Annotated in this window: 25 protein-coding genes and 1 other annotated feature; of the genes, 22 read left to right on the plus strand and 3 right to left on the minus strand. The window is 43.8% G+C overall.

What is annotated here, in order from left to right:
- Window positions 1–17 precede the first annotated feature (17 nt).
- Window positions 18–722 carry a pseudouridine synthase gene (locus GD002_RS04490; RefSeq protein WP_153731138.1) on the minus strand — a complete coding sequence of 235 codons (705 nt, stop codon included), beginning with the start codon at window positions 720–722 and terminating at the stop codon, window positions 18–20.
- A gap of 170 nt (window positions 723–892) precedes the next feature.
- Window positions 893–1,132 (plus strand) — a binding site (T-box leader).
- 97 nt (window positions 1,133–1,229) lie between these two features.
- Between GD002_RS04490 and GD002_RS04495 the strand changes: the two genes are divergently transcribed.
- From GD002_RS04495 to GD002_RS04590, 20 genes are all read left to right on the plus strand, one after another.
- Window positions 1,230–2,612, plus strand: coding sequence for an anthranilate synthase component I family protein (locus GD002_RS04495; protein ID WP_228548295.1), 1,383 nt, complete (start codon window positions 1,230–1,232; stop codon window positions 2,610–2,612).
- A gap of 41 nt (window positions 2,613–2,653) precedes the next feature.
- Window positions 2,654–3,688 carry an anthranilate phosphoribosyltransferase gene (gene trpD / locus GD002_RS04500; RefSeq protein ID WP_153731140.1) on the plus strand — a complete coding sequence of 345 codons (1,035 nt, stop codon included), beginning with the start codon at window positions 2,654–2,656 and terminating at the stop codon, window positions 3,686–3,688.
- Window positions 3,688–4,476: an indole-3-glycerol phosphate synthase TrpC gene (gene trpC, locus GD002_RS04505; protein ID WP_153731141.1), complete on the plus strand. Its 789-nt coding sequence runs from the start codon at window positions 3,688–3,690 to the stop codon at window positions 4,474–4,476. The genes trpD and trpC overlap by 1 nt, the downstream gene beginning before the upstream one ends.
- Window positions 4,473–5,108, plus strand: a complete 636-nt coding sequence (locus tag GD002_RS04510) for a phosphoribosylanthranilate isomerase (RefSeq protein WP_153731142.1) — start codon at window positions 4,473–4,475, stop codon at window positions 5,106–5,108. Before trpC ends, GD002_RS04510 begins: the two co-directional genes overlap by 4 nt.
- Window positions 5,089–6,279, plus strand: a complete 1,191-nt coding sequence (trpB, locus tag GD002_RS04515; RefSeq protein WP_153731143.1) for a tryptophan synthase subunit beta — start codon at window positions 5,089–5,091, stop codon at window positions 6,277–6,279. The genes GD002_RS04510 and trpB overlap by 20 nt, the downstream gene beginning before the upstream one ends.
- Window positions 6,279–7,070, plus strand: coding sequence for a tryptophan synthase subunit alpha (gene trpA, locus GD002_RS04520; RefSeq protein WP_153731144.1), 792 nt, complete (start codon window positions 6,279–6,281; stop codon window positions 7,068–7,070). Before trpB ends, trpA begins: the two co-directional genes overlap by 1 nt.
- A 286-nt stretch (window positions 7,071–7,356) precedes the next feature.
- Window positions 7,357–8,385 (plus strand): ABC transporter ATP-binding protein, encoded by a 1,029-nt coding sequence (locus tag GD002_RS04525; protein ID WP_153731145.1) that lies wholly within the window; start codon window positions 7,357–7,359, stop codon window positions 8,383–8,385.
- Window positions 8,363–9,289 (plus strand): ATP-binding cassette domain-containing protein, encoded by a 927-nt coding sequence (locus GD002_RS04530; protein ID WP_153731146.1) that lies wholly within the window; start codon window positions 8,363–8,365, stop codon window positions 9,287–9,289. The genes GD002_RS04525 and GD002_RS04530 overlap by 23 nt, the downstream gene beginning before the upstream one ends.
- A gap of 13 nt (window positions 9,290–9,302) precedes the next feature.
- Window positions 9,303–10,271, plus strand: a complete 969-nt coding sequence (gene opp4B, locus GD002_RS04535) for an oligopeptide ABC transporter permease (RefSeq protein ID WP_153731147.1) — start codon at window positions 9,303–9,305, stop codon at window positions 10,269–10,271.
- 23 nt (window positions 10,272–10,294) lie between these two features.
- Window positions 10,295–11,194: an ABC transporter permease gene (locus GD002_RS04540; RefSeq protein ID WP_228548296.1), complete on the plus strand. Its 900-nt coding sequence runs from the start codon at window positions 10,295–10,297 to the stop codon at window positions 11,192–11,194.
- 14 nt (window positions 11,195–11,208) lie between these two features.
- Window positions 11,209–12,948 (plus strand): oligopeptide ABC transporter substrate-binding protein, encoded by a 1,740-nt coding sequence (gene opp4A / locus GD002_RS04545; protein ID WP_153731149.1) that lies wholly within the window; start codon window positions 11,209–11,211, stop codon window positions 12,946–12,948.
- A gap of 163 nt (window positions 12,949–13,111) precedes the next feature.
- Complete coding sequence (locus tag GD002_RS04550; RefSeq protein ID WP_153731150.1) at window positions 13,112–14,041, plus strand: S66 peptidase family protein; 930 nt, start codon at window positions 13,112–13,114, stop codon at window positions 14,039–14,041.
- Window positions 14,042–15,151 carry a mandelate racemase/muconate lactonizing enzyme family protein gene (locus tag GD002_RS04555; RefSeq protein WP_153731151.1) on the plus strand — a complete coding sequence of 370 codons (1,110 nt, stop codon included), beginning with the start codon at window positions 14,042–14,044 and terminating at the stop codon, window positions 15,149–15,151. It abuts the gene before it with no gap.
- Window positions 15,144–16,043 (plus strand): C40 family peptidase, encoded by a 900-nt coding sequence (locus GD002_RS04560; RefSeq protein WP_228548297.1) that lies wholly within the window; start codon window positions 15,144–15,146, stop codon window positions 16,041–16,043. The genes GD002_RS04555 and GD002_RS04560 overlap by 8 nt, the downstream gene beginning before the upstream one ends.
- A 187-nt stretch (window positions 16,044–16,230) precedes the next feature.
- Window positions 16,231–16,710 carry an acyl-CoA thioesterase gene (locus tag GD002_RS04565; RefSeq protein WP_153731153.1) on the plus strand — a complete coding sequence of 160 codons (480 nt, stop codon included), beginning with the start codon at window positions 16,231–16,233 and terminating at the stop codon, window positions 16,708–16,710.
- Between the two features lie 131 nt (window positions 16,711–16,841).
- Entirely contained in the window at window positions 16,842–17,609 is a 768-nt protein-coding gene (locus tag GD002_RS04570) for a hypothetical protein (protein ID WP_153731154.1), read from the plus strand.
- 2 nt (window positions 17,610–17,611) lie between these two features.
- Window positions 17,612–18,406 carry a hypothetical protein gene (locus tag GD002_RS04575; protein WP_153731155.1) on the plus strand — a complete coding sequence of 265 codons (795 nt, stop codon included), beginning with the start codon at window positions 17,612–17,614 and terminating at the stop codon, window positions 18,404–18,406.
- A gap of 2 nt (window positions 18,407–18,408) precedes the next feature.
- Window positions 18,409–18,777: a GntR family transcriptional regulator gene (locus GD002_RS04580; RefSeq protein ID WP_153731156.1), complete on the plus strand. Its 369-nt coding sequence runs from the start codon at window positions 18,409–18,411 to the stop codon at window positions 18,775–18,777.
- Window positions 18,770–19,462 carry an ABC transporter ATP-binding protein gene (locus tag GD002_RS04585; RefSeq protein WP_228548298.1) on the plus strand — a complete coding sequence of 231 codons (693 nt, stop codon included), beginning with the start codon at window positions 18,770–18,772 and terminating at the stop codon, window positions 19,460–19,462. Before GD002_RS04580 ends, GD002_RS04585 begins: the two co-directional genes overlap by 8 nt.
- 419 nt (window positions 19,463–19,881) lie before the next feature.
- A complete protein-coding gene (locus tag GD002_RS04590) occupies window positions 19,882–21,786 on the plus strand; it encodes a DUF2207 domain-containing protein (RefSeq protein ID WP_194841468.1) in 1,905 nt (634 codons plus the stop codon).
- 21 nt (window positions 21,787–21,807) lie between these two features.
- Here GD002_RS04590 and mscL read toward each other — a convergent pair whose 3' ends face one another.
- Window positions 21,808–22,194 carry a large conductance mechanosensitive channel protein MscL gene (gene mscL, locus GD002_RS04595; protein ID WP_153731159.1) on the minus strand — a complete coding sequence of 129 codons (387 nt, stop codon included), beginning with the start codon at window positions 22,192–22,194 and terminating at the stop codon, window positions 21,808–21,810.
- A 94-nt stretch (window positions 22,195–22,288) separates the two neighbouring features.
- Here mscL and GD002_RS04600 point away from each other — a divergent pair, with 94 nt between their 5' ends.
- Window positions 22,289–22,561: a hypothetical protein gene (locus tag GD002_RS04600; RefSeq protein WP_153731160.1), complete on the plus strand. Its 273-nt coding sequence runs from the start codon at window positions 22,289–22,291 to the stop codon at window positions 22,559–22,561.
- Between the two features lie 6 nt (window positions 22,562–22,567).
- Here the strand turns inward: GD002_RS04600 and GD002_RS04605 are convergent, their stop codons facing one another.
- The gene (locus GD002_RS04605) at window positions 22,568–23,218 is read right to left on the minus strand and encodes a phosphatase PAP2 family protein (RefSeq protein ID WP_194841469.1); all 651 of its coding nucleotides are present in this window, start codon (window positions 23,216–23,218) and stop codon (window positions 22,568–22,570) included.
- Window positions 23,219–23,359: 141 nt separating this feature from the next.
- Between GD002_RS04605 and ytxJ the strand changes: the two genes are divergently transcribed.
- On the plus strand, window positions 23,360–23,689 hold the full coding sequence (gene ytxJ / locus GD002_RS04610; protein ID WP_153731162.1) for a bacillithiol system redox-active protein YtxJ: 330 nt from the start codon (window positions 23,360–23,362) through the stop codon (window positions 23,687–23,689).
- The last annotated feature ends 232 nt before the right edge of the window (window positions 23,690–23,921 follow it).

The raw sequence follows: 23,921 nt of genomic DNA on the forward strand, positions 1-23,921 counted from the left end.
TGCCGCTTCCGCCTAAGTTATCTTTTTGGTTTGTAGCCTAATGTATGAAATAATTCCTTGCGTTCTGATTCTGTTAGGTCTCGCCATTCTCCAATTGGTAAGTTACCCAACTCGATATTAAGAATGCGTACTCGCTGCAAACGACGTACATGATAGCCAAGGGCTGCGCACATCCGCCGAATCTGTCGATTGAGTCCTTGGGTTAAGACGATGGAAAAAGTTTTAGGACCTAGTTTTGTCACGGTGCAAGGTTTTGTTACGGTATCAAGGATTTTCACACCACTTTCCATCTGTGAGATAAATGAAGAGGTTAGAGGACTGTCAACTGTCACGATATATTCTTTTTCATGACCATGTTCTTCCCTTAAAATTTCATTCACAATATCTCCGTCATTTGTTAATAAAAGCAATCCATCGGAATCCTTATCTAATCGACCGATATGGAAAATACGTAATGGGTGGTTAATGAAATCCACTACATTTCCTTCGATATGGCGTTCCGTCGTGCTCGTGATCCCAACAGGCTTGTTGAGAGCAATATACACTAACTGATCTTCTTTCTGAACTAGTTTGCCGTCTACTTCTACCTGATCACCGGCTTCTACCTTACTACCGAGTTCTGCCAACTCTCCATTAATTTTGACACGACCGTTTGTGATCCATTGATCGGCGCCGCGCCTGGATACAATACCGGCTTCACTTAAAAATTTATTGATACGCATATGTAATCTCCTTCCGCGCTTGTCACGATAAGATGATTATAACATTTCCAAGAAATTGTTGACATTAAACATTCTGCATATTAAGATAAATATACTTACCAGATGGACAGAAGATTTCGACAGCGGAGTCGTCCACGTTAGACGAGATGAGTTAGTTGAGAAGAGAATAGTGAAAAGATATGAATAAGAGTAGTAGCGATTGTACGTGTTTTCAAGAGAGTCAGTGGTTGGTGGGAACTGATACACGGCAGTCGTGAATGGACTTATGACAGCTGTTTTATCAATTACGCCAAGGTGTATTTAATAAAACAGACGTACGCCCGCGTTATGGGCAGTGTGAAAACACGTAAAGTGGGAGTGCTTTGGCGCTTCAATTTGAGGTGGCAACGCGGTTACCAATCGTCCTCTGCAACAGACTTAATCTGTCTGTTTGCAGAGGATTTTTATATTTATTCAGCAAAAAACCCGCCTAGATAGGTGATATTCGCAAAAAAGAGGAGAATGGATATGACGACAGAAAAGAAGAACTTACGAGTGACGACACGAAAGATTGAAGGGGATTCCTTAACGCCTATATTAATTTTCAGAAGACTGAAAGGGAATCATAAATTCTTGCTGGAAAGTTCTTCGCAGGCGGGTGGTTCGGGACGTTATTCATTCATTGGTTTGAATCCGCAAAAGGCGTACCGTGGCCGTGATGGAATAGTGGAGGAAATCGTTTATGCAACAAACAAGACATATACGCATAAAGGCGATCTATATACACTATTAAAACGCTTGATGCCACGGATTACCGAAGATGCAGGATTTCCGTTCACGGGTGGCGCAGTTGGGTATGTTGGATATGGAGCTGCTCGCAATGGTGAAAAACGGACAGCGGATGATCTACATATACCGGATGTCTATTTCAACATTTATGATACTGTCGTCATTTATGACCATCAATTACATGAAGTGACCTTGCTGCATACAGAGATTAACCCAGTATACGAAGCACCAGATCTAGACGCAATCGAAGACATGATTGTCAACGGGACAATTGATCAGGAGGAAGAAGTATCGATCTCTGATTATCGATGTGCTGTATCTAAAGAGGAATTTGAACGACGTGTTCAACTCGTTATCGATGCCATCAAAGAAGGGCAGGCAGAACAAGTCGTGTTGTCTCGCCGTCTAGAAGCGGACATAACAGGGGACCCATTCGCATTGTACCGCAAACTACGCAGACGTAATCCATCCCCGTATATGTACTATATGGAGTTTGATGATCATACGGTGATTGGTACATCTCCTGAGAGTTTAGTGCGCGTCTCGGAAGGTAAGGTACTGACCAATCCGATTGCTGGTACTCGCAGACGTGGCCATGATGAAGCAGAAGACTTGGCGTTGGAAAATGAATTACGAAACGACCCGAAAGAACTGTCGGAACACGATATGTTAGTGGAAGTGAGTAAGAAAGAACTGGAACAAGTATGCCGTCCTGAAACGATTGAGGTATCGAATTACTTGGAAACTGTGCGCTATGAACATGTCATGCACCTTGTATCCGAAGTGGAAGGCGAACTAGCGCCTGGTTTACACGCATTAGACGCGTTAAAAGCGACCATGCCTGCAGGAACGGTGACAGGTTCTCCAAAACCAGCCGCAATGGCCATCATTGATGAACTAGAAGACCAACACCGCGGTATATATGGAGGCGCAATCGGCTATATCGGACTAAACGGTAACATCGACTTCGCCTTAACAATCCGCACCATGTTAGTCAAACAGGGCAAAGCCTACGTCCAAGCCGGAGCAGGAATTGTAGAAGCCTCCGTTCCGGCTTTGGAATACAAAGAGACTTCCAACAAAGCTCGTTCATTGCTCGAAGCAATTGAACTAGTGAAATAATCTACAAATGAAATTGGAGAAGTAAGAAGAGACGAGGAGAGATGAGCATGGAGAAATTTTTGAGCATAGTAGAGAAGAACCGTCATTTAATGTACGAAGAAATGAAAGAGGCAGCCGAACTGCTCTTTACAGAACAAACAGATGAGGAACTGATTATTCAGTTTTTAATTGCCCTATCTAAAAAAGGCGAAACCTCTCATGAAGTTGCCGCACTAGCAGCTGTCATGAAGTCATACGCTATCGATTTTGCTCCAACTGCCGCGCGATATTTAGACAACTGCGGAACAGGCGGAGACGGAGTGAATACATTTAACATCAGCACGACCGCTGCCTTCGTGCTAGCAGGTGCAGGCGTACAAGTTGCGAAGCACGGAAATCGAAAAATATCTAGCGCGGCAGGCAGCCAGGATGTACTCGATGCACTTGGTATTCATTCGGAGTATCAAGTAAGTGACATGCAACAGTTATTGGAGCAGGAAGGCATTGCGTTCTTATTTGCGCCCGCCATTCATCCGAAAATGAAGCGGATGGGTGCGATCCGAAATAAAATCGGCAAGCCGACGATCTTTAACTTAGTCGGTCCCTTGACGAATCCGGTATCACTAGAGACACAATTCACGGGCATCAATCGTCCAGATTTCATTATGGAATATGCTTCTGTCCTGCGTATGCTTGGTCGGGAGCGCGCGATTGTTGTAAGTGGTGCAGGTGGCATGGATGAAGCTTCTCTTGCGGGACAGAACGAATTTGTCCTATTGGATCATGGGGATTTGATTCCATTTTCATTGACAGCAGATGATGTGGGATTGGAATATGCCCCACTGTCTGCAATTAAAGGTGGAAATGCCGTAGAAAACGCAGCGACTACTCGAGCGATTTTAAATGGAGAACGGGGTCCTAAGTTTGACACGGTTGTTTTAAATGCAGGCATCGGTTTATTTGCGAATGGTCAAGTGACAACGATACAAGAAGGGGTTAAACGCGCGATCGACAGCATTTTATCCGGAAAAGCACTAGAAAAATTAGAGGCCGTTGTCGCATTTAGCGAAACAATTCGGCAGAAGGCGGTTGTCTGATGACGATTTTAGATAAAATTATTGCACAGAAGAAAATAGAAGTAGAACAGCTACTTGCGAGCAATGCAACATTTCCCGAAAGAGAAATCAAGCGTCCGTCGTTGTACGAGACACTGCGAAAAGCGGAACAACTTCAAGTTATATCCGAAATGAAACGGGCATCCCCTTCAAAAGGATTAATCGCAGAGGGAGCAAATCCTGTGAAACAAGCGACCGCTTATTATGAAGCAGGAGCTGCATGTATTTCTGTACTGACAGACCGCGAGTTTTTTAAAGGTTCATTTGAAGACTTGGCAGCTGTGGCAGAAGCAGTTCCTATCGCGCTGTTATGTAAGGATTTTATGATCCATCCGATTCAGATTGATCAAGCGAAGAGTGCGGGTGCATCTGTTATTTTATTAATTGTGGCGGCGTTAGATGATGAAACGCTTGGAAGTCTATACACGTACGCGAATGAACGTGGACTGGATGTGCTGGTAGAAGTGCATAACGTGCAGGAATTACATCGTGCATTGGCAATCGATGCGAAAATCATTGGTGTCAATAATCGCGATTTGCATACATTTGAAGTGGATTTAGCGCAGACCGAGCTGATCGCGGAGCAATTTCCGTTCGATGAAGAGCGTGTTTTCATCAGTGAAAGTGGAATCTGGGGACCCCAAGATGCAGAGCGTGCAGCGAAAGCAGGAGCGAGTGCCGTGTTGGTTGGGGAGTCGTTGATGCGTAGTGATTCGGTGAAAGATGCACTGCAGGCGTTACAAGTGGAAAAGCAAGGAGTCCGTTCATGACGTTAGTGAAAATTTGCGGCTTGATGCAGCCAAAACATGTGCAGGTAGCGGTAGACTCGGGGGCGGACGCAATTGGGTTCGTCTTCGCACCAAGTCGTCGCGAGGTAACGATTGAGCAGGCGGCAGAACTTGCGACGTTAATTCCGAGTTCTGTTTTGAAAATCGGTGTGTTTGTGGATGCTTCAAAAGAGCAATTGCAACGGACGTTCAAAGAAGTGCCCTTAGATTTCATTCAATATCATGGGGATGAATCTCCAGAATTTATTCGAGAAGTAGGTTTGCCGTCCATTAAAGCATTGGCTATTCGAAATGAAGAGGACGCGAAACGAGCAGCTTTGTATGAGGTGGATTACTTTTTATTTGATACACCCGGCGTGGAATATAAAGGCGGCAGCGGTCGGACATTTGATTGGTCGTTGTTGGAAGATACAGGCGTCTCACGAGAACAGACTATATTGGCGGGTGGTTTGCATGCAGAGAACGTGCAGGAAGCCATTGAGCAAGTGAATCCGCATATGGTCGATGTATCGAGTGGAGTGGAAATTAATAAACAAAAAGATGAGGAACGTATTCGGACGTTTATTCACATAGCGAAAGGTAGGAGTGAACAAGATGCAAACTACAGAAACTAAAGGACGTTACGGGAAATTCGGGGGGCAATTTGTTCCTGAGACCTTAATGACGGCATTACAGGAATTGGAAGTAGCTTATGAGGAAGCGCAACAAGATCCTGCGTTTACCGAGGAACTGAATTACTATTTAAAAGACTTTGTTGGCCGGGAGAATCCGCTATTTTTGGCAGAGCGTCTGACGAAGCATGCAGGCGGTGCGAAGATTTATTTAAAGCGTGAAGATTTGAATCATACAGGCGCACATAAAATCAATAATTCATTGGGACAGGCGTTGCTTGCGATTCGTATGGGGAAAAAGAAAATTGTTGCAGAAACAGGTGCTGGTCAGCACGGGGTAGCAACGGCCACAGCTTGTGCGCTACTTGGTTTAGAGTGTGTCGTTTTCATGGGTAAAGAGGATGTTCGCCGTCAGGAATTAAACGTATTCCGTATGGAGTTGCTTGGAACGAAAGTTGTCTCCGTTGATAAAGGAGCGGGAACGTTAAAGGATGCCGTGAACGAAGCACTACGTTATTGGGTATCGAATGTAGAGGATACACATTATATACTCGGATCAGCACTTGGACCGCATCCATTTCCACAAATTGTTCGTGATTTTCAATGTGTAATCGGCAATGAAACAAAACAGCAAATTGTGGAGAAGGAAGGGCGTCTTCCGGATGCAGTAGTTGCATGTATCGGTGGCGGCAGTAACGCGATTGGCATGTTCCATCCATTTGTCGACGATGAAGACGTCAAATTGTACGGTGTCGAAGCAGCGGGTAGTGGCATTTCGACAGGGAAACATGCGGCAGCGATTGCGGGAAATCAAGAAGGTGTATTACACGGTGCCTATATGTATGTACTACAAGACGAAGATGGTTTCATTCAGGAAGCCCATTCAATTTCGGCTGGACTGGACTATCCAGCAGTAGGACCTGAGCATTGTCATTTACATGATATTAAGCGAGTTCAATACGATTCCGTGACGGACCAACAAGCATTGGAAGGTTTGCAGTTATTATCACGTGTGGAGGGTATTATTCCTGCTCTTGAAAGTGCGCACGCTGTCTATTATGCTGTGCAGCTAGCTAAAGAAATGAAAGAAGAAGAAATTCTAGTCATTTGTTTGTCGGGGCGCGGAGATAAAGATGTCCAAACTGTACGGGATGCGTTAGGAGGCCAAGCGTAATGACAAAACTACAAGTGAGACAAGCCATTGAGCAATGTAATGAACGCGGTGATAAGGCGTTTGTTCCGTATATCATGGCAGGCGATGGTGGTTTGCAAACGTTGAAAGAAAATATTTTATTCTTGCAAGAGGCAGGCACGACTGCGATTGAAGTCGGCATTCCCTTTTCTGATCCTGTAGCAGACGGTGAAGTAATTCAGCAAGCGGGTGAGCGTGCGTTAGCAGAGGGCATAACGCTACGCAAAGTGATTAATGAACTTGCTTCGTTTAAGGAAGAAGTAACGGTTCCTCTTGTTATCATGACGTATTTGAATCCTGTGCTGAGCTACGGTTTGCAAGCGATCGCAGCAGACTGTGAAAAAAGCGGAGTATATGGTTTAATCGTGCCAGATCTGCCACTAGAGGAAAGTGACTTGCTGAAAGATGCCCTAAAAAATAGTGAGGTTGCATTAATTCAACTCGTTTCTTTGACGAGTCCTGCAGAACGCATTCAAGCGATTGCACAAGCAGCTGAAGGATTTATCTACGCTGTTACAGTAAATGGAATTACAGGCGTTCGTGATTCATTTACGGAAGGATTGGAAGGTCATTTACAACGGTTGAAGGCAGCAAGCTCCGTTCCAGTGTTAGCGGGATTTGGGATTTCTACTCCTGAACATGTGCAATCATTAGGCGCATTGGCGGATGGGGTCATTGTCGGAAGTGCAATCGTGACTGCGCTTCATAAAGGAGATTTCGCATCGGTTCGCACGTTGATTGATGCATCAAAGAATCAAGTTACGTCAATATAATAGTAGACCGAATGACTGGGGAAGTTCAGTTGTTCGGTTTTTTTATTGGCAATACGATGTCGGTGGTGCGAGCGAAAGTCTTGGTGCACCGCGCAAATCAGGAACTGGACAGCGCCAAACGTCTTGAGAACCGAGCGTAAAAACCTGCAACCGAGCCAAACCTCAACTGCACCGCGCGAAACAATCTCCCAAACCGTCCACAGAAACTAAAACGTGGATAACTTTTTAAAAAACCACGCATAATTTCCCACTATTTATTCACACTATCCGCAAAGGAGTTGATGGTGTGGAGGATAACTTGCTAACTATCCACAATCTCCGGACATCTTTTCGAATTCACGATGAATTTCATCCAGCAGTAGATGGTATATCGCTAACTATCCACAAAAATGAAGTACTGGCCATCGTAGGCGAATCGGGCTGTGGAAAGAGTGCGCTTGCTTTGTCGATCCTGGGCTTGCATCCACCTGAACGAACAAAAATAGAAGGAACAATTGAGTTCCAAGGACAGAATCTGCTACAACTATCTACAGCCGAACTCAATCAAATTCGCGGAAAACGGCTCGCAATGATTTTCCAAGATCCGATGACGGCATTGCATCCATTGATGATCATTGGGCGACAAATTGAAGAACCGATGAAATATCATTTGACTTTATCCACAAAAGAGAAGAAACAGCGGGCACTTCAGTTGCTCGAAAGAGTGGGTATTCACAATAATGAACAAGTCTATCAACAATATCCCCATGAATTGTCCGGTGGGATGAGACAGCGGGTATTGATTGCGATGGCATTGGCTTGTGATCCCGAACTATTAATTGCAGATGAGCCAACGACTGCACTAGATGTAACAATCCAAGCACAGATTATGGAATTAATGAAAGAGTTGCAACGTCAATCGCAAGCAGGGATTTTATTGATCACACATGACTTAGGTGTAGTAGCGGAAATGGCGGATCGTGTGGCGGTTATGTACGCAGGGGAAATTGTGGAGTTAGCGCCGATTCATACGTTATTCCATAATCCACTTCATCCCTACACACGTTCACTTCTTCATTCACTGCCATCTTCATTCGGTCAAAAGGGGAGACTGCATGTCATTGAGGGCATGGTTCCAGCCATTGAACATCTGAAACGAAGTGGCTGCCGTTTTGCACCTCGTATTCCGTGGATTTCAAATGAATTACATGAAGTCAATCCAGTCTTGCATGAAATTGCGCCACAACATTTCGTCCGCTGTGTCTGCCATCAGCACTTCTACTTGCCCACGGAAAGAATAGGAGACGAAATAAATGCCTCTATTACAGCTACGTGATGTAACCGTTCAATTTACTAAGACAGCGGGATGTTTGAGACGAACGATGCCTACTCCACCTGTTGTCGATCAGTTGAGCTTGCAGCTTCATCAAGGGGAAATGTATGGACTTGTTGGGGAATCAGGTTGTGGAAAATCGACGACAGCCCGAGCGATTATGGGGTTGAACCAGTTAGCGAAAGGACAAATTTTATTCCAAGGCGACGATTTGTCCAAAATGCATCGGTCTTCTCGTAAATTGCGAATGAAAGAGATCCAAATGATCTTTCAAGATCCTTATTCTTCGTTAAATCCACGAAAAAATGTCTGGAATATTATTGCGGAGCCGTTGCGTAATTTCGAACGGCTTACAAGAGCAGAGGAATTAAAGAAAGTACAAGAATTGGTGGAGCGAGTGGGCTTGAATGCTGAATCGATTTATCAATATCCACATCAATTTTCAGGGGGGCAGCGACAGCGGATAGGAATTGCTCGTGCACTCGCTTTACGCCCTCAGTTACTCATTGCGGATGAGCCGGTGTCTGCTCTCGATGTATCGGTACAGGCGCAAGTATTAAATTTCATGAAGGAAATCCAAGAAGAGTTTGACTTGACGATGCTCTTTATCTCGCATGACTTAGGAATTGTCCGCCACATGTGTGACCGGATCGGCATCATGTACAAAGGACGGCTCGTGGAGGAAGGTACGATTCAAGACATTTACGAGCGGCCGAGTCATTTGTATACAAAGCGATTATTAGCCGCGATGCCTGAAATGAATCCTGAAAAAAGACTAGAAAAAATGAAGCAACGTTTTCGAATAAATGAAGAATATGAATTGGCCAATGAGCAATTTTTTGATTCGTCAGGTCGCGTAGTCGAGATGCGGAAGATCACAGATACACACTGGGCAGCGTTGAAGTGAGGAGGTAAGAAATTTGCTGATGTTTATTGTAAGAAGGATCTTACTGATGATACCTCAACTTCTATTATTAAGTATTCTTATTTTCTTTTTGGCTAAGCAGATGCCAGGTGATGCGGTCACTGGAGCATTTATGGGGAAACCTAATGTGTCTGCTGAACAAATGGAGAAGATTCGGGAGCAGCACGGTTTGAATGATCCGTGGATCGTGCAATATGGACGATGGATCGGTGATGCGATTCAAGGTGATTTTGGACAGTCGTTTGTTCACAAGCAGCCGGTTACGCAGCTGTTGGCAGGTCGAATTGGAAATACAATCTGGTTGTCAGTGGCCACACTGGTTGTCACGTATGTAATTGCAATTCCGCTTGGTATGATTGCAGGTAGATGGACAGGGAGTTGGGCGGATCAATTCATTGTGACGTATAACTATGTTTCATTTGCGACGCCAGTGTTTGTCTTCGCCTTACTGATGCTGTATGTGTTCGGTTTTGTGTTGAATTGGTTTCCGAGTGGAGGCAGTGTTGATATTCGGATCGAAGAAGGTACTGCGGAGTACGTGTGGGACAGGTTGAAACATTTAGTGCTGCCTGTGTTGTCAGGTTCGTTGCTACTGACCTATTCGACTGTGCAGTATTTACGTAATGAAATTATTGAAACGAAAATGAAAGATTTCGTGAAGACGGCTCGTGCGAAAGGGGTACCGGAACATGCGGTGTATAGGCGACACGTGTTACGGCATTCGATTTTGCCGATTGCTGCATTTTTAGGATATGAAATTACTGGCTTAATTGCAGGGTCAGTATTTATTGAAACGATTTTTAGCTATCCGGGGCTCGGACGGCTCTTTATCGATTCCATCATGACTAGGGATTTTACAGTAGTGACCGCACTTGTTCTCATTTCAGGAGCAGCGGTCATTGTAGGAACGATGTTGTCAGATATTATTTTGCGCATGGTGGACCCGCGGATTCGTCTCGGATGAACGGGTGAGGAGGAGTGATGAGGATGAGACTTTCTGATGAAGCAATGCGACAGGCAAAAGCGGGGAATCGCTCCTTCTTATCAACGGTGTGGCGGGAAATCCGCCATGATCGGATGGCGTTGATTTCAACGTTCTTGCTAATTTGCATAATAGGTATCGCTTATCTTTCACCTCTCTTCCTTTCAATAGACCGCGTGACGAGAATCGAGCTATCCAGTATTTATTTGGCACCGTCTGCTACGCACTGGCTAGGGACGGATGACGGGGGGCGTGATGTCTTTGGTCAGTTGTTGCTCGGTGCGCGGAACTCGTTCACGATCGGTGTTTGCGTTACGTTGCTTGCCAGTTTATATGGGTTGACGATTGGCTTGATTGCTGGATATTACGGTGGTATCGTCGATCAAATCATTTGTCGAATACTCGATTTCCTAATGATTTTACCGTCATTAATGATCATTATTGTGTTTGTGGTGATGGTACCTAATTATAACGTGTTTAGTTTCATTCTCATCATGAGTGTCTTCGCCTGGTTCGGCAAAGCGCGTCTCATTCGATCGAGGGGGCTAGCGGAACGGGAGTTGGATTATATTCATGCTTCCAAGACGCTTGGGACACCAGGATGGAAGATTATGCTGTTTGAAATGCTGCCAAATTTGAGCTCGTTGATAATTGTGAATATGACGCTGACGTTGGCGGGGAATATTGGACTTGAAACGGGATTGACATTTCTTGGATTTGGGTTGCCGTCCGGAACGCCTTCCTTGGGAACATTAATTGCGTTAGCGAAAAATCCTGATATTGTCCAAAATAAGTGGTGGGTTTGGCTGCCTGCTGCGTTACTTATTTTAGTTATCATGCTGTGCATTAATTACATCGGTCAAGCAGTAAAGAGGGCTTCGGATGCTAGACAGCGAGCTGCATAAAGGAGGAGAACCGTTTGCTTAGAAAATGGATGGTCATTCTATTAATGTGCATCGTATCGGCTGGATGTTCAGAGGCGCGGTCTCAAGTGACGGAATCGCCGACATTTCCATTGGAAGTATCCAATCAAGGCGAGGCGATGGAAGACGGAGAAATGATTGTCGCCCTGGTTAGCTCGGATCCGTTTGAAGGTACTTTGAGCCGTGCATTTTACAGCGGTTCATTCGATGCGGAAATTATGAGCTGGTTTGACGAGGCGCTTCTTTCCACGGATAGTAATTTTGAAATTACGAATGAAGGGGCAGCAACGTATGAGCTGTCTAACGATAAACGGACCATTACACTACGTATTAAGGATGGCGTTTATTGGCATGACGGGGAACCTGTCCAGGCGAGTGATTTGCTGTATGCCTATGAATTGCTTGGTCATCCCGATTATTCAGGTGAGCGCTATACGTTCACAATTGAAAATATAGTGGGGATGGAAGATTATCATGCAGGACGCACGAAGACGATTTCCGGAATTCAAGTAGAGGACGAACGAACCATCAGTGTGACATTTAAGACTGCGTCACCTTCCATCATGACGGGTTTTTGGTCCGTCCCGGTTCCACGTCATCATGTGGGAGATGTGACCACAGGTGAGTTGACGATGAAAGAACTGGAGTCATCTGAGAAAATTCGCGTCTCGCCTATTGGTTTCGGTCCCTATGTAATTGTGAAGATTGTTCCAGGTGAATCGGTTTTATTGGAGAGAAATGAAAACTATTGGAGAGGTCGTCCGAAATTGAAATCCGTTGTATTGAAAACGGTGAATGAAGCAATTGTTGTGGAATCGCTGAAAAAAGGAGACGTCGATTTGGCGAAAATCCCAGCAGATCAATATGAAACAGTTCGAAAACTAGACAATATTGAATTGCTTGGTGATATTGATCTCGCCTATAGTTATATTGGTTTTAAAATGGGCAAGTGGGATGAAGAAAGGAAAGAAAATCGAATGGACCCTAATGCGAAACTGGCAAATAAACTGGTTCGCCAAGCAATGTGGCATGCGATGGATAACGAATCGGTCGGCACTTATTTATATCACGGTTTGCGTTTTCCTGCTACGACTCTCATTGTGCCTGTGTTTGAAACATATCATGATGCTGAAAATCCTGGACGTCCATATGATCCTGAAAAAGCGAAGGCTTTATTAGATGAAGCGGGCTATGTGGACGTAACAGGTGATGGCTTTCGGGAAGACCCTAACGGCAAGTCATTTGTTTTGCGCTTCGCTTCCATGGCAGGAGGCGATGTCGCAGAACCGATTGCGAAGTATTATATTCAAAACTGGGCGGACGTTGGTTTAAAAGTGGAGCTGACGGATGGACGCTTACACGATTTCAATGCGTTTTATGAAATGGTGAAATCAGATGATCCGAATGTGGATATTTTTCAAGGGGCATGGGGGACCGGTTCAGATCCTGATCCATCTGGCTTATATGGACGCACTGCGCTGTTTAATTATTCACGATATACGAATGAAATGAATGATGCTTTGTTGGTAGCGGGAACGTCTGAAGAGGCGTTCGACACAGAGAAACGGCAAGAAATTTATAAAGAATGGCAAGCATTGATGGTGGAAGATGTACCGCTTGTCCCGACATTGTACCGCTATGAGTTGATAGGTGTGAATAAGCGGGTCGTGAATTATTCGATGGATTCAAAATCGGAGAACCGTTACGTGTGGAAGTGGGGCGTGTCGGAGGAGTGAGTTCGTATGAGCGGTTGTGATTTATAATCGCTTAGAAGAATAATATGAGTGCCACACACATGGACAATGAAATATCCCGAAGTATTACCGCTGTTTCCATCTGGAGCTGCGGTATTAATTATGTTTTTTCCTGAATATGATAGAGTAGGACGTAGAAAGGGTGATGAATAGGATGATTCGTCCAAAACGTTTAGCTAATGGTGATTTGATAGGAATTGTTGCACCGGCTAGTCCGGTTGCACGTGAAGATGTGGAGCGTTCGTTTTCATTTTTAGAACAGCTGGGACTTCGATATAAAGTGGGTCAGTCTGTATATAAGAGAAATGGTTACTTGGCAGGTTCTGATGAGGAACGGCTTGCTGATTTGCATGATATGTTCAGGGATCCAGAAGTGAAAGGGATTTTCTGCGCCGGTGGAGGGTATGGTTCAGCTCGCTATGCAGATCAGCTTGATATGGAATTGATCCGGCAGCATCCGAAAGTATTTTGGGGATTCAGCGATATTACGTATTTACATACGGCCATTCGTCAAGGTACCGGACTCGTGACATTTCATGGGCCGATGCTCGCTTCTTGTGTAGCGAAGGATGAATTTCATGAACTATCGGGAAAAATGTTCGGCCAGCTATTTACCCCTGTGGAAGTTCACTACTCGGAGGCAATTTCTCCCCTCGAAACTTTGAATGGTGGAGTTGCGGAGGGAGAAATGGTAGGTGGTAACTTGACGCAACTAGCGAACAGTCTTGGAAGCGAACGTGAGATCGAGACGAATCAAAAGTTACTGTTCATTGAAGATATTGGAGAAGAGCCGTATAAAGTAGATCGGTTATTAAATCAATTGCGATTGGCAGGCAAGCTTAGGGAAGCGGTAGGTATTATTATTGGCGATTTTGCAAAGGCAGAACCATCTAATCCAGATAAGACATTGTCTTTAGATGAAGTATTTGATCACTATTTGGCTAATCTGGGTAAGCCAGTTGTAAAAGGATTTAAAATGGGTCATTGTGAACCGAATATCGCCATCCCACTCGGTGTGAAAGGACGTTTGGATGCGAATGAAAAGACGCTAACTATCTTACCAGGAGTTGACTGAATGAAGATTTGTGCCGTAGAAACATTTTTGGTGCAATCTCCCCTTCACCGACCGTTTGTTACGGCATTGCGGACGGTACACACTGTGCAGTCGGTAATTGTGAAAATGACCGCTGAAAATGGCTTAATTGGTTGGGGAGAAGCGGTGCCGACGCATGTCATAACTGGCGATTCAATCGGCAGTATTCGCTACGCTATCGAGCAAGTGTTAGTGCCGGAGTTGATTGGGCAAGATTTGACGAGGCGTGAGCAGTTATTTGAACGGATGCAGCGAGTAATTGTCGGAAATTCGAGTGCTAAGGCTGCGCTCGATATGGCAATTCACGATTTGCTAGGACAGCTTTGTGGATTGCCATTAGTACAATTGTTGGGAGGTTATCGAGAGAGTCTGACAACCGATGTAACTGTCAGCGTGGCGACTCCAACAGATATGGCGAATGAAGCAGCAGAGTGTATGGCGAAGGGTTTCACTACGTTGAAAGTGAAGGTGGGTACGGGCACTCTCCAGGAAGAAAGAGAGCGCATTCGAGCGATACGCCAGGAAATTGGCCCTGATGTCATCCTTCGTCTCGATGCCAATCAAGGGTGGCAACCGAAAGAAGCGATCAGGATTATCCGACAGCTTGAAGACGATGGGCTGAATATTGAATTGATTGAACAGCCAGTCGTAGCAGATGATATCGAAGGAATGTGCGAAGTGACGCGACAGACGCAGACATTAATCATGGCGGATGAATCAATATTTTCAACGGTGGATGCTAGGAAATTGCTAGAGTTGCGTGCGGTGAACTTGCTGAATATTAAATTGATGAAGTCTGGGGGAATCCGCGAAGCCTTAAAAATCAATACAATGGCAGAAGCGCACGGGATCGAATGCATGGTAGGCAGTATGATGGAAACGGCTGTCGGTGTGACAGCAGCTGCTCATTTTGCGGCGAGCCAGTCAAATATTACGCGGATTGATTTGGATGCACCGCTTTTGTTGGCAGATCGGTTTGCGAACGGTGGCATTCAGTATAATGGTGCAGTTATGGAGTTCGGCAGTGACGCTGGGCTTGGCTTGGATTCAGCACAGATGATGCAATGGGTAAAGGAGCATGCCTGTGAATGAGCAGTGGGTGTGTGCGGTTAGTGTGGCTACCGTTTGGACAGATCCGGATGTACCGCGACTTGTGGATGTACCCGCTTTAGATCAGCCAGTGCAATTGGAAAAGTGGTTAGGTCAACTTTCGTTTGAGGAGCGCTTGGCGTTAAGTGAAGAAGGTCGAATTCAAACGCAGCTTTTGTATGGTGAACCCGTAATCGTGGAGGAAGTGGTGGGAGACTGGGCGAAAGTGATCGCTAGTTGGCAGCCATCACGAAAAAATTCATACGGCTATCCAGGTTGGGTGCCGCTCGTGCAATTATCATTGTGCGGTGTAGTTGGTGCAGAAGAATTCGTGAGAGTGACTGCCTATAAAGCTTGGGTGATGGAGGAAACAGGCGAGTCATTTTTGCGTGTATCCTTTAATACAGTTCTTCCTTATGAGGGACAGCTAGGTAAGCGCATTAGAGTTCGAACTCCTCATGGGATGAAGTGGATACGTTCTGTAGATGTGGAGAGGATGAAAGATGCGGGAGAAGTGTCCATTTGCAAATTGCTGTCTGTAGGAAGACAGTTTTTGAAGCTGCCTTATTTATGGGGTGGAATGTCCGCATGGGGGTTTGATTGCTCAGGGTTGATGTATAATCTTTGGAAGGCTTACGGGTTTCGACTGCCTCGTGATGCAGCGGATCAGGCAAAGGTAGGAAAACAAGTATCTCTAGATCGTGCAGAATGGCAGCCTGGTGATTTGTTGTTTTTTAGAGGGGAAGAAAATTCTTCGGTTAGCCATGTCGGTATGTATGTAGGTAATGGAAAGATGCTGCATGCGCCATCTACGGGAAAATCGGTGGAAGAGATAGAGTTAAATTTAACCACGTATGCGGTGAAGTTATGTGGAGTGCGCAGGGTGTATAGCTGATTGGGTTGGTGCGTCCTGACTTTGGCGCGCTTCTGCTCTCCTTTCGATCGGTTAGAGAAGTTTTTGGCTCGGATCAAGGCAACTTTGGCTCGGTTCCTTTAAAGAAATTCGCGGTGCAGGAAGTGTTTGGCGCATTGGAGGTAATTTCGCTATACTAAAGAGGAGGAACCATAAGGGAGTTGTCACAATGTCTGAACAAAAATCAATGAGCCATTCCAGAACGATTCAAAGTAAACTTGTCTTACCGCCCGATACGAATCACATTCAATCCATTTTCGGAGGAAAAGTGCTTGCTTATATAGATGAAATCGCCGCTATTGCTGCAATGAAACATGCGGGTACTAGAGCAGCTGTCACGGCTTCGATCGATTCAGTTGATTTCGTCTCACCAGCATTATTAGGAGATATGATTGAACTAGAAGCAATCGTTACTTCCGTAGGTCGTACCTCGATGGAAGTGTTCGTTTCGGTTCATTCTAAAAACTTGGTGACGGGAGAAGTGAAGCTGACCACGGAGTCTTTTTGTACAATGGTGGCGGTGGATGATACGAATCGACCCGTGCCTGTTGCAAAGATTTATCCAGAAACCGAAGTAGAAAAAAGACTTTTTGACTCAGCCCCTGCTAGAAGAGAATTGCGTCAGCAACGACGTCAAATGAAATATTAAAGTAGCGCGAGGATGCAAGGAAGGAACAGGTCAATGTTCCTTCCTTGCATTTTTTTGTATCTACTTGCCACTTCAATACATATAGTGTACTATGTAACTAATACACTAGAACGAAAGGGGTTGGTTGTAATATGAATACTTGGAAGGGACTGTGGAAAAAAGAATGGCAGATGATGAAAAGCTGGTTATTTGCCACATTGGTCATCGCTGTTTTGTTAATTCTCCTCGTGTCGTTTGCTTTGTCATTTCTAGCTGAAGGAATGTTTGGTACGGCATTGATGATGTGGATCTTGATCGTATTATGCATGCCGGTATCTTTACTATTGAACAGTATGTGGATCGAATGGAAACGGCCGGATGTGTGGTTGCATTCCCCTCAGTCTATTTTGCAGTTGTTTGGAAGCAAAGTGTTATTTTCAGCAGTAGTCGGATTCATCAGTATGCTGGTGGCTGGCATTGCGCTGGCTCTATATGCGTCATTTGTTGATAATTCATTTGCAGAAGTGGGTGTTGTGGGGTTTGCGAAGATGATCTATAGCTTCGTTTCTTCATTGTATTTTGGTGCGATCATGTTAATGCTAATCGGCTTATTCCTAGCGGTTGTCTATCGTACCATTAATTCGTACGTTCGTCGCGGTGCTTTCTTCCTTTGGTTAGTTGCACTATTTGCATCTCTTTGGTTGTTTCAGACTGTACTAGAATCAAAACTATATCAACAAATCGCTCATCTAGGGAAATTAAACACTCCTTCAGATGCAGTGGAAATCACTGTGGGAAATTTTTATTTCATTGAAAACAATACAACGTTTTATGTAGGAGAAATTTTGATGGTAGTCGGATTCATGGCGTTTCTCTTTCTCTCATCGGCTTGGCTATTTGAAAAGAAAGTGAGGTTATGAGAATGAGTACAGAATGGCGCGGGTTGTTACAGAAAGAATGGATACTTCTAAAGTGGGTTGTAGGTTGGATCGTGCTTTTAAATGTGTTGGTTATTTGTGTAGCACCTTCCTTGATCAGTAGCTGGGCAGGGATTCCTGGTAAGTTGTATGAAAATACACATGTATTGGCGGGTACTTGGTTTGCTTTTTATACGTTTGCTGGTGTTGCAATCTTATTCATCAGTTTGACGAAGGAAATGAAAAGTCCTGAGATTTGGTTACATTCTCCGAGGTCAATGTTTCAGCTAGTTGGAGCCAAATTAGTGAGCGCTACGGTCATTGCAACGGGTACGTTGTTTTTCGGAGGATTGTTACTTAGTGTTGCCTTATATTTCTTGGGCGAATGGACAATAGGATCTGCCTGGCAGGGATTATTGGCATTGCTTAGTATTCTACTCTCCATTTCATTGAAATTGATTTTCCTCATGGCAGTTGGATTGTTCTTCTGGAGCTTGTATCAAATGATTCGATCTCGAACGAGTTTCTTTTCTGTTCCGATCACCGTGTTTCTCTTTAGTATTTGTGGATTTCTATGGGAGTGGCTTCGGGTTGCCGGATTCTTTAATTGGCTTCGCTCGTTGCTGCCGCTGAAATTAACGGATGTGACATTTTATAATGAACAAACCAGTTACTTTTTTACAGGATTTGTGCCAAACGGGATTATGTTTTCCATTGGCAGTCTAGTATTTTACTTTGGCCTCAGCTTCCTATTAGTTTTAGCAGGATCTTGGCTGTATGAAAAGAAAGTGAGGTTTTAACGATGAGCATGGAGTTTCTCCCCGATAAACCTATTTACCAGCAGCTCATCGATCATATTATCGGTGATATCATTCGTGGCACACTCATCGCTGGGGCGAAACTGCCATCAGTTCGTGACTATGCCGTTTCAGTCGGCGTCAATGCCAATACGATGCAGCGTGTCTATAAGGAACTAGAACAAATGGAAATTACGGAGACCAGAAGGGGGCAGGGATCTTTCGTGACAGAGAATACAGAGCGGATTCAGGAGCTTCGTGAAGAGATGAAGGAGCAGCTTGTGCAGTCATTTATTCAAAATTTGGAAGCACTCGGTTTTACGACGAATGAAATGGTCAACTACTTACAGAAACGGGGTGGGAATGATGATTGAATTACAAGCTGTTTCAAAGCGTTATGGACATAAGCAAGCGCTGGATGGTGTGATACTTTCATTGCCGAAAGGGAAGATTATTGGCCTAGTCGGTGAAAACGGCAGTGGGAAGACGACATTACTGAAGTTGATTTCAGGTTTGTTGACGCCTGATTCTGGAGTTGCAGCGTTAGATGGCAAGGTAATTACAAGAAGAGTTGCAGCGACTATTGCTTATATGCCCGACACCGATTTGTTTTATTCTTATTTCACAATCAGCCAGTTATTTGAGTTTTATAATTCACAATTTGAAGACTTTCAAATGAAAAAGGCAGAGGAGATTGCGGAATTTCTGAATATTTCAATGGATGCTAAGATCCGCACACTCTCAAAAGGAAATCGAGGCCGTGTAAAAATTGCGGTCACACTCGGACGGGAAGCGGAATACTATCTTCTGGACGAACCATTTTCTGGGTTGGATCCGATGGTGCGAGAGGATATTGCAAAAGGGCTAATTCGATTTACGGACACGGAGAGGCAGACGGTTCTGATGTCTACGCATGAACTTAAAGAAGTGGAACCACTTCTCGATGAGCTGATTGTGTTGAAGGGTGGACAGATTCTGGCTCATAAAGAAATAGATGAGATTCGTGATAGGTACGGAATGGATGCAACTTCTTGGTTAGTATCGCTTTTTCGAGAGTAGGATCATCATAAATCATATCCAACGCTCATAACTTAAAAACAGCAGGAGACGAAATGGCAACCACCACTTCATTTCCTGCTGTTTCTTTTAGTTATTGCTGCTGAAAGTACGGACTAGGCCAAGTACTGTTCCACCCAGAATAAATGCGAACAATGCATACATAATGTAGATGAACCACATGAATATCCACTCCTTTAATCAGTATCCTACCTTTCATTGTACCACCGGGGCTGGTGCGTTGCAATGGCGTTCGCGGGACAACTGTGTCAGCTGTGCGACGAGAGACATGGATGGGTTTTCTGGTGAAATAGACCGCCATTTATAAGAAAGCGTCGACCGAAACTCCTGATTTTACCAAGAGATGAAACGATTCCGCTAATTAACTCGTAAGGAATTCATTAGAGTGGAGGTGGATGCCCTTGAAAAGAGTTCTAGCAGTATGTGTATTTTTGTTGGTCATCGGACTACCAGTCAATTGGGTGGCAGCAAAATCTTATTCTATTGATGAGGTACAGATTCGAGGATGGATTGATCGCGATGGAACGATGCTGGTGAATGAATTATTTACGTATTCATTTGATGGAGACTTTTCAAAGCTAACACGAGCCTTTCCAGCTAAGCATCGACAGCAAATTAATAAAGTATTGGCATTTGAAGTCCAGGGTGGTCAAGGTAAAGTAGGATTTGTCGAAGAAAATAATATGCGCAAGCTCCCTGTTACATTGAACAAAGAAAATTGGGAAACGAAAATATCACAAACAAATGGAACGATTCAAGTGATGTACATTTATTACGTTGAAAACGCTGTTATTTCATATGATACATACAGTGATCTACAAATGACATTCTTTGAGAAAGGTTCGAATCATGATGTTGATATGGAGCAAGTGCAAATATCCTACGTCTTGCCTGAGGAGGTAGGGGAACAACATCTTCATGGCTATTTGTATGCTTCTAACGCGGAAGATCCAATGATTCATAGCAATGGTATTCAATTTTATACCCCCGTATCTGAAGCCAATACAATGGCCGCAACGCGTATGCTCTTTCCTTCTTCTATTATGACGAACCAAACTAAAAGTAAGGCGCCTATTTCATTGGAAGAAGTCGTGGCAGGTGAGGAACAAAGGGTGGAAGAGCAAGCATGGAAAGTAGCGCAAATTCCTACTTTAAAAAAAGTCGTCATTATAGGAGGTGTGCTATTCGGTCTTTTCGCATTGTTTACCTTCTGGATGCGCTCGCGAGGTAATGGGAATTTCGGAAGTATTGACTATGTGATGAAGACAGATCCGTTGTATCTCAGTTTTGTCGATCACTCTGGCATGTGGTTTAAGGGGAGTTTCTTGGCGGGTCTGTTCTCCTTGGTTGATAAAGGCGATGCGGGCGTAGAATTGACGGATAGTGCACAACGTTTTCAAGATCAACCTGGACGTCCTGTGAAAACTCTCCAGTTTCATTTGAATACGGGACCAGGGGATCTGTCCCAATTTGAACGTCAATTAGTGATCTGGTTATTTAAGGGGCGACTATCACAGAAAAAGTTTCATTTGCATGATATTGCGGAAGGCAAGGAATCTAGGTCCGCTTTGAAAAAACAGCATGCATTTGAAATAGAGCATGGTAAATGGCATGACGAAGTAAAAGGGTTATTAGTAGAGTCTGGAACATTGTCCAAACGGTTATCCTATTTCTTGAGACTACTAATGTTAGTCGTCACCGGATTGGTATCCGCATTTGCTTTGTACATCGGTGGTGACGAGGATTGGGGATGGACATTAGTTCTGCCAGCCATCTTCTTTGTCGTTTCTCTCTTTAGCATAAAAGAGAAGATTCAAAAATGGCCATCTATTATTTATTTTGTTGTCCTTCTGTTTTTAGTCAATTCGTTAACGTATGAGGATTTAGTGGTTGCACTAAGCGGATTCATTATTGTGATGTTCATCGCATTTTACTTAATCCCACCGACAGTTCTAAGTTCCAAAACAGCCCTCCATGCAAAAATGAGTATGAATAAATTCCGCAAGCAAATGAAACATGGAATGCCAGTAGGGTTATCGGAGGAAGAACAGCAACGATTTTTGATTCGAGCTTATTTGCTCAAACCATCGAATAAGAAATTGCCACGCATAGTAGGAGCGGAGACCGCAACAATTGCATTGGCTTCGTTATTTATGTTGCCGGAAGACCCGTTGCAATTCGTTCATTCTACCTGGGGACCCTCTTTAAAAGCCCAAGCGAGTAGTTCGGATGGTAGCACATACGATGGAGGAGGATATTCTGGCAGTGGTGGTGGTGATGGAGGAGGTGGTGCAGGGGCGGATTGACCACCGTCTGCACAGTTCTTTTTACCGTTGCTCTTTCAATAAATCCCGAATTTCCGTAAGTAACTCTTCTTTAATATCTAACGGTTTTTCTTCAGGTTCTTTCTCGACAGGCTCTGCTTCTTTGATCTTTAGCTTCATGAGCAAGCGAAGGAATAAGAAGATGGAGCCTGCTACAATTAGGAAATTAATAATGGATTGGATAAATTGTCCATACATGATTTTAGCGTCCTTGTAGTCGACGCTTAACCCCGAAAAATCCAGTCCACCAGATAAAATACCGATAATAGGCGTAATGATGTTATCGACAAGTGAGGAAACAATCGTGCTGAAAGCTGCACCAATCACAACACCGATGGCTAAATCGAAAATATTCCCCTTAAACGCAAATTTTTTAAAATCTTTCCACATATATATTCATTCCTTTTTTAAAATAAGTAAGCCCTATACGTACTAACAGATGGAAATGTAACATAGTATGGGCGTGGGAAGGAAGGTTATTATAATGAAACTAGTAAGTAAAACCAATCTCATAGCATTTGTGATCAAGTGGATAGGTGTCTTGATCATCCCAATTGGCTTGATCCGAAGTGTCATGATTTCTAGAGACTTACAAGTGTGGGCGGAGGAATTTGGGGAAATAGGGACTTCTGTAGATTTTCTTATTTTCCTCCAGCCCATTGTTATTGGAGTCCTGGTCATTGGGTTTGGTGAACTGATAGACATTACACACCAAATTTCGAATCGATTGTCATCGTCAGTTAATAAAAATGAGTAGTAGTGATTAGGTTAAAGTACTTTGCCTTTTTCGCTGATAATGCTGATAGATGGAGATCGAAGCAATTAACCAGACGCCACTTGCTAGTGCGCCACCGACAATATCACTAGGGAAATGCACCCCTAAATAGATTCGACTTACAGCAATCATCATAATCATGACAGTAGCTATACTAACGACTGCTACATGACCCCAAGTCGTCCGTAAATTTCGCCAAATAATATAAGCAAGTATCGTATATAAACTAAATGCCATCATCGTATGACCACTTGGAAAGCTGTAACCTCCAATATCGATCAAACGATGAAAATTGGGACGTTCACGCTTGAAAACGAATTTCATTATTTGGTTGATAATCCCTGTGCCGGCTATAACGACGACTAACAAAAAGGCTTGTGCACGATAACCTTTCCAATAAAGCCATGCCAGACCAGTTAATGAAAAGAGAACAACGATAGAAGTGGAACCAACGTTAGTGAAAATCTTCATTACGGTTGTCAGCCACGGAGATTCAGTTCCCTGCACGAGATCAATAACGGATTCATCAAAACTTGTAATCGTCTGTAAATGAATCGACCTAGCGACAAAAGCAAACAAACCAGTTAAAACAGCACAAATAAACCAAGTGAGCAACAAACGAAACGATAGTCCTCGCACAACAAATAACATCCTTTCTTCTGCACTATATTGTGAAGGAATGCTAAAAAAATGTACAGTAAAACGTCAATTACTTTCAAGCCAAATGAGTGTTTGAAAGAGGCCTAAAAAGGTATAGTAATGAAAAAGGAGTGTTGCCTTATGCAAGAAATCTATACAACAGAAGAATGGGATGATCTTCTTGAACAATCCAATGAAGTACCCGTCCTTTTGATGAAGCACAGCTCTACCTGCCCGATCAGTTCAGCTGCATTTAATGCGTATCATCATGTAGAGACAGATTTGCCGAAGTACTATTTAGTCGTTCAAAAAAGCCGACCTCTGTCACGAGAAATCGAGCAAGACATGCAAATTCGCCATGAATCACCGCAACTTTTTTTATTGAAAGATGGCAAAGTGGTCTGGCAAGCTACTCATTATTCTATTCGTGAACCTGCTATTACACAGGCCATCCAAGAATATTATGCTTAATGGTTTGTAAAAAGAGTTAGCAATGAATGTGTTACTCACTATAATAAAAGGATTACGCTAGATTAACGGTAACGAACCCCTATCCTTTTGTCTTTGAGCTGAACGTACTCCGGTATAATGGGGTGCGTTTTTTTGTTTTCATTCGTACCATCATCAATATGACATTTGTCACTTCAAAGTTATGACATCTATGTCTACCCCTGCTTTCAAATAAAAGATATTCTTAATGTAC

The organism is Sporosarcina obsidiansis (assembly GCF_009651005.1).
GTDB lineage: Bacteria > Bacillota > Bacilli > Bacillales_A > Planococcaceae > Sporosarcina > Sporosarcina obsidiansis.

What these genes read in the sequence shown, in the direction of transcription:
- GD002_RS04555 (WP_153731151.1), top strand. Translation starts at nt 14,042, where the DNA reads ATGAAGATTTGTGCCGTAGAAACATTTTTGGTGCAATCTCCCCTTCAC.
- GD002_RS04510 (WP_153731142.1), top strand. Translation starts at nt 4,473, where the DNA reads ATGACGTTAGTGAAAATTTGCGGCTTGATGCAGCCAAAACATGTGCAG.
- GD002_RS04580 (WP_153731156.1), top strand. Translation starts at nt 18,409, where the DNA reads ATGAGCATGGAGTTTCTCCCCGATAAACCTATTTACCAGCAGCTCATC.
- GD002_RS04530 (WP_153731146.1), top strand. Translation starts at nt 8,363, where the DNA reads ATGCCTCTATTACAGCTACGTGATGTAACCGTTCAATTTACTAAGACA.
- trpC (WP_153731141.1), top strand. Translation starts at nt 3,688, where the DNA reads ATGACGATTTTAGATAAAATTATTGCACAGAAGAAAATAGAAGTAGAA.
- GD002_RS04495 (WP_228548295.1), top strand. Translation starts at nt 1,230, where the DNA reads ATGACGACAGAAAAGAAGAACTTACGAGTGACGACACGAAAGATTGAA.
- ytxJ (WP_153731162.1), top strand. Translation starts at nt 23,360, where the DNA reads ATGCAAGAAATCTATACAACAGAAGAATGGGATGATCTTCTTGAACAA.
- GD002_RS04600 (WP_153731160.1), top strand. Translation starts at nt 22,289, where the DNA reads ATGAAACTAGTAAGTAAAACCAATCTCATAGCATTTGTGATCAAGTGG.
- GD002_RS04540 (WP_228548296.1), top strand. Translation starts at nt 10,295, where the DNA reads ATGAGACTTTCTGATGAAGCAATGCGACAGGCAAAAGCGGGGAATCGC.
- GD002_RS04570 (WP_153731154.1), top strand. Translation starts at nt 16,842, where the DNA reads ATGAATACTTGGAAGGGACTGTGGAAAAAAGAATGGCAGATGATGAAA.
- GD002_RS04490 (WP_153731138.1), bottom strand. Translation starts at nt 722, where the DNA reads ATGCGTATCAATAAATTTTTAAGTGAAGCCGGTATTGTATCCAGGCGC.
- mscL (WP_153731159.1), bottom strand. Translation starts at nt 22,194, where the DNA reads ATGTGGAAAGATTTTAAAAAATTTGCGTTTAAGGGGAATATTTTCGAT.
- trpB (WP_153731143.1), top strand. Translation starts at nt 5,089, where the DNA reads ATGCAAACTACAGAAACTAAAGGACGTTACGGGAAATTCGGGGGGCAA.
- GD002_RS04575 (WP_153731155.1), top strand. Translation starts at nt 17,612, where the DNA reads ATGAGTACAGAATGGCGCGGGTTGTTACAGAAAGAATGGATACTTCTA.
- GD002_RS04585 (WP_228548298.1), top strand. Translation starts at nt 18,770, where the DNA reads ATGATTGAATTACAAGCTGTTTCAAAGCGTTATGGACATAAGCAAGCG.
- trpA (WP_153731144.1), top strand. Translation starts at nt 6,279, where the DNA reads ATGACAAAACTACAAGTGAGACAAGCCATTGAGCAATGTAATGAACGC.
- GD002_RS04550 (WP_153731150.1), top strand. Translation starts at nt 13,112, where the DNA reads ATGAATAGGATGATTCGTCCAAAACGTTTAGCTAATGGTGATTTGATA.
- trpD (WP_153731140.1), top strand. Translation starts at nt 2,654, where the DNA reads ATGAGCATGGAGAAATTTTTGAGCATAGTAGAGAAGAACCGTCATTTA.
- GD002_RS04565 (WP_153731153.1), top strand. Translation starts at nt 16,231, where the DNA reads ATGTCTGAACAAAAATCAATGAGCCATTCCAGAACGATTCAAAGTAAA.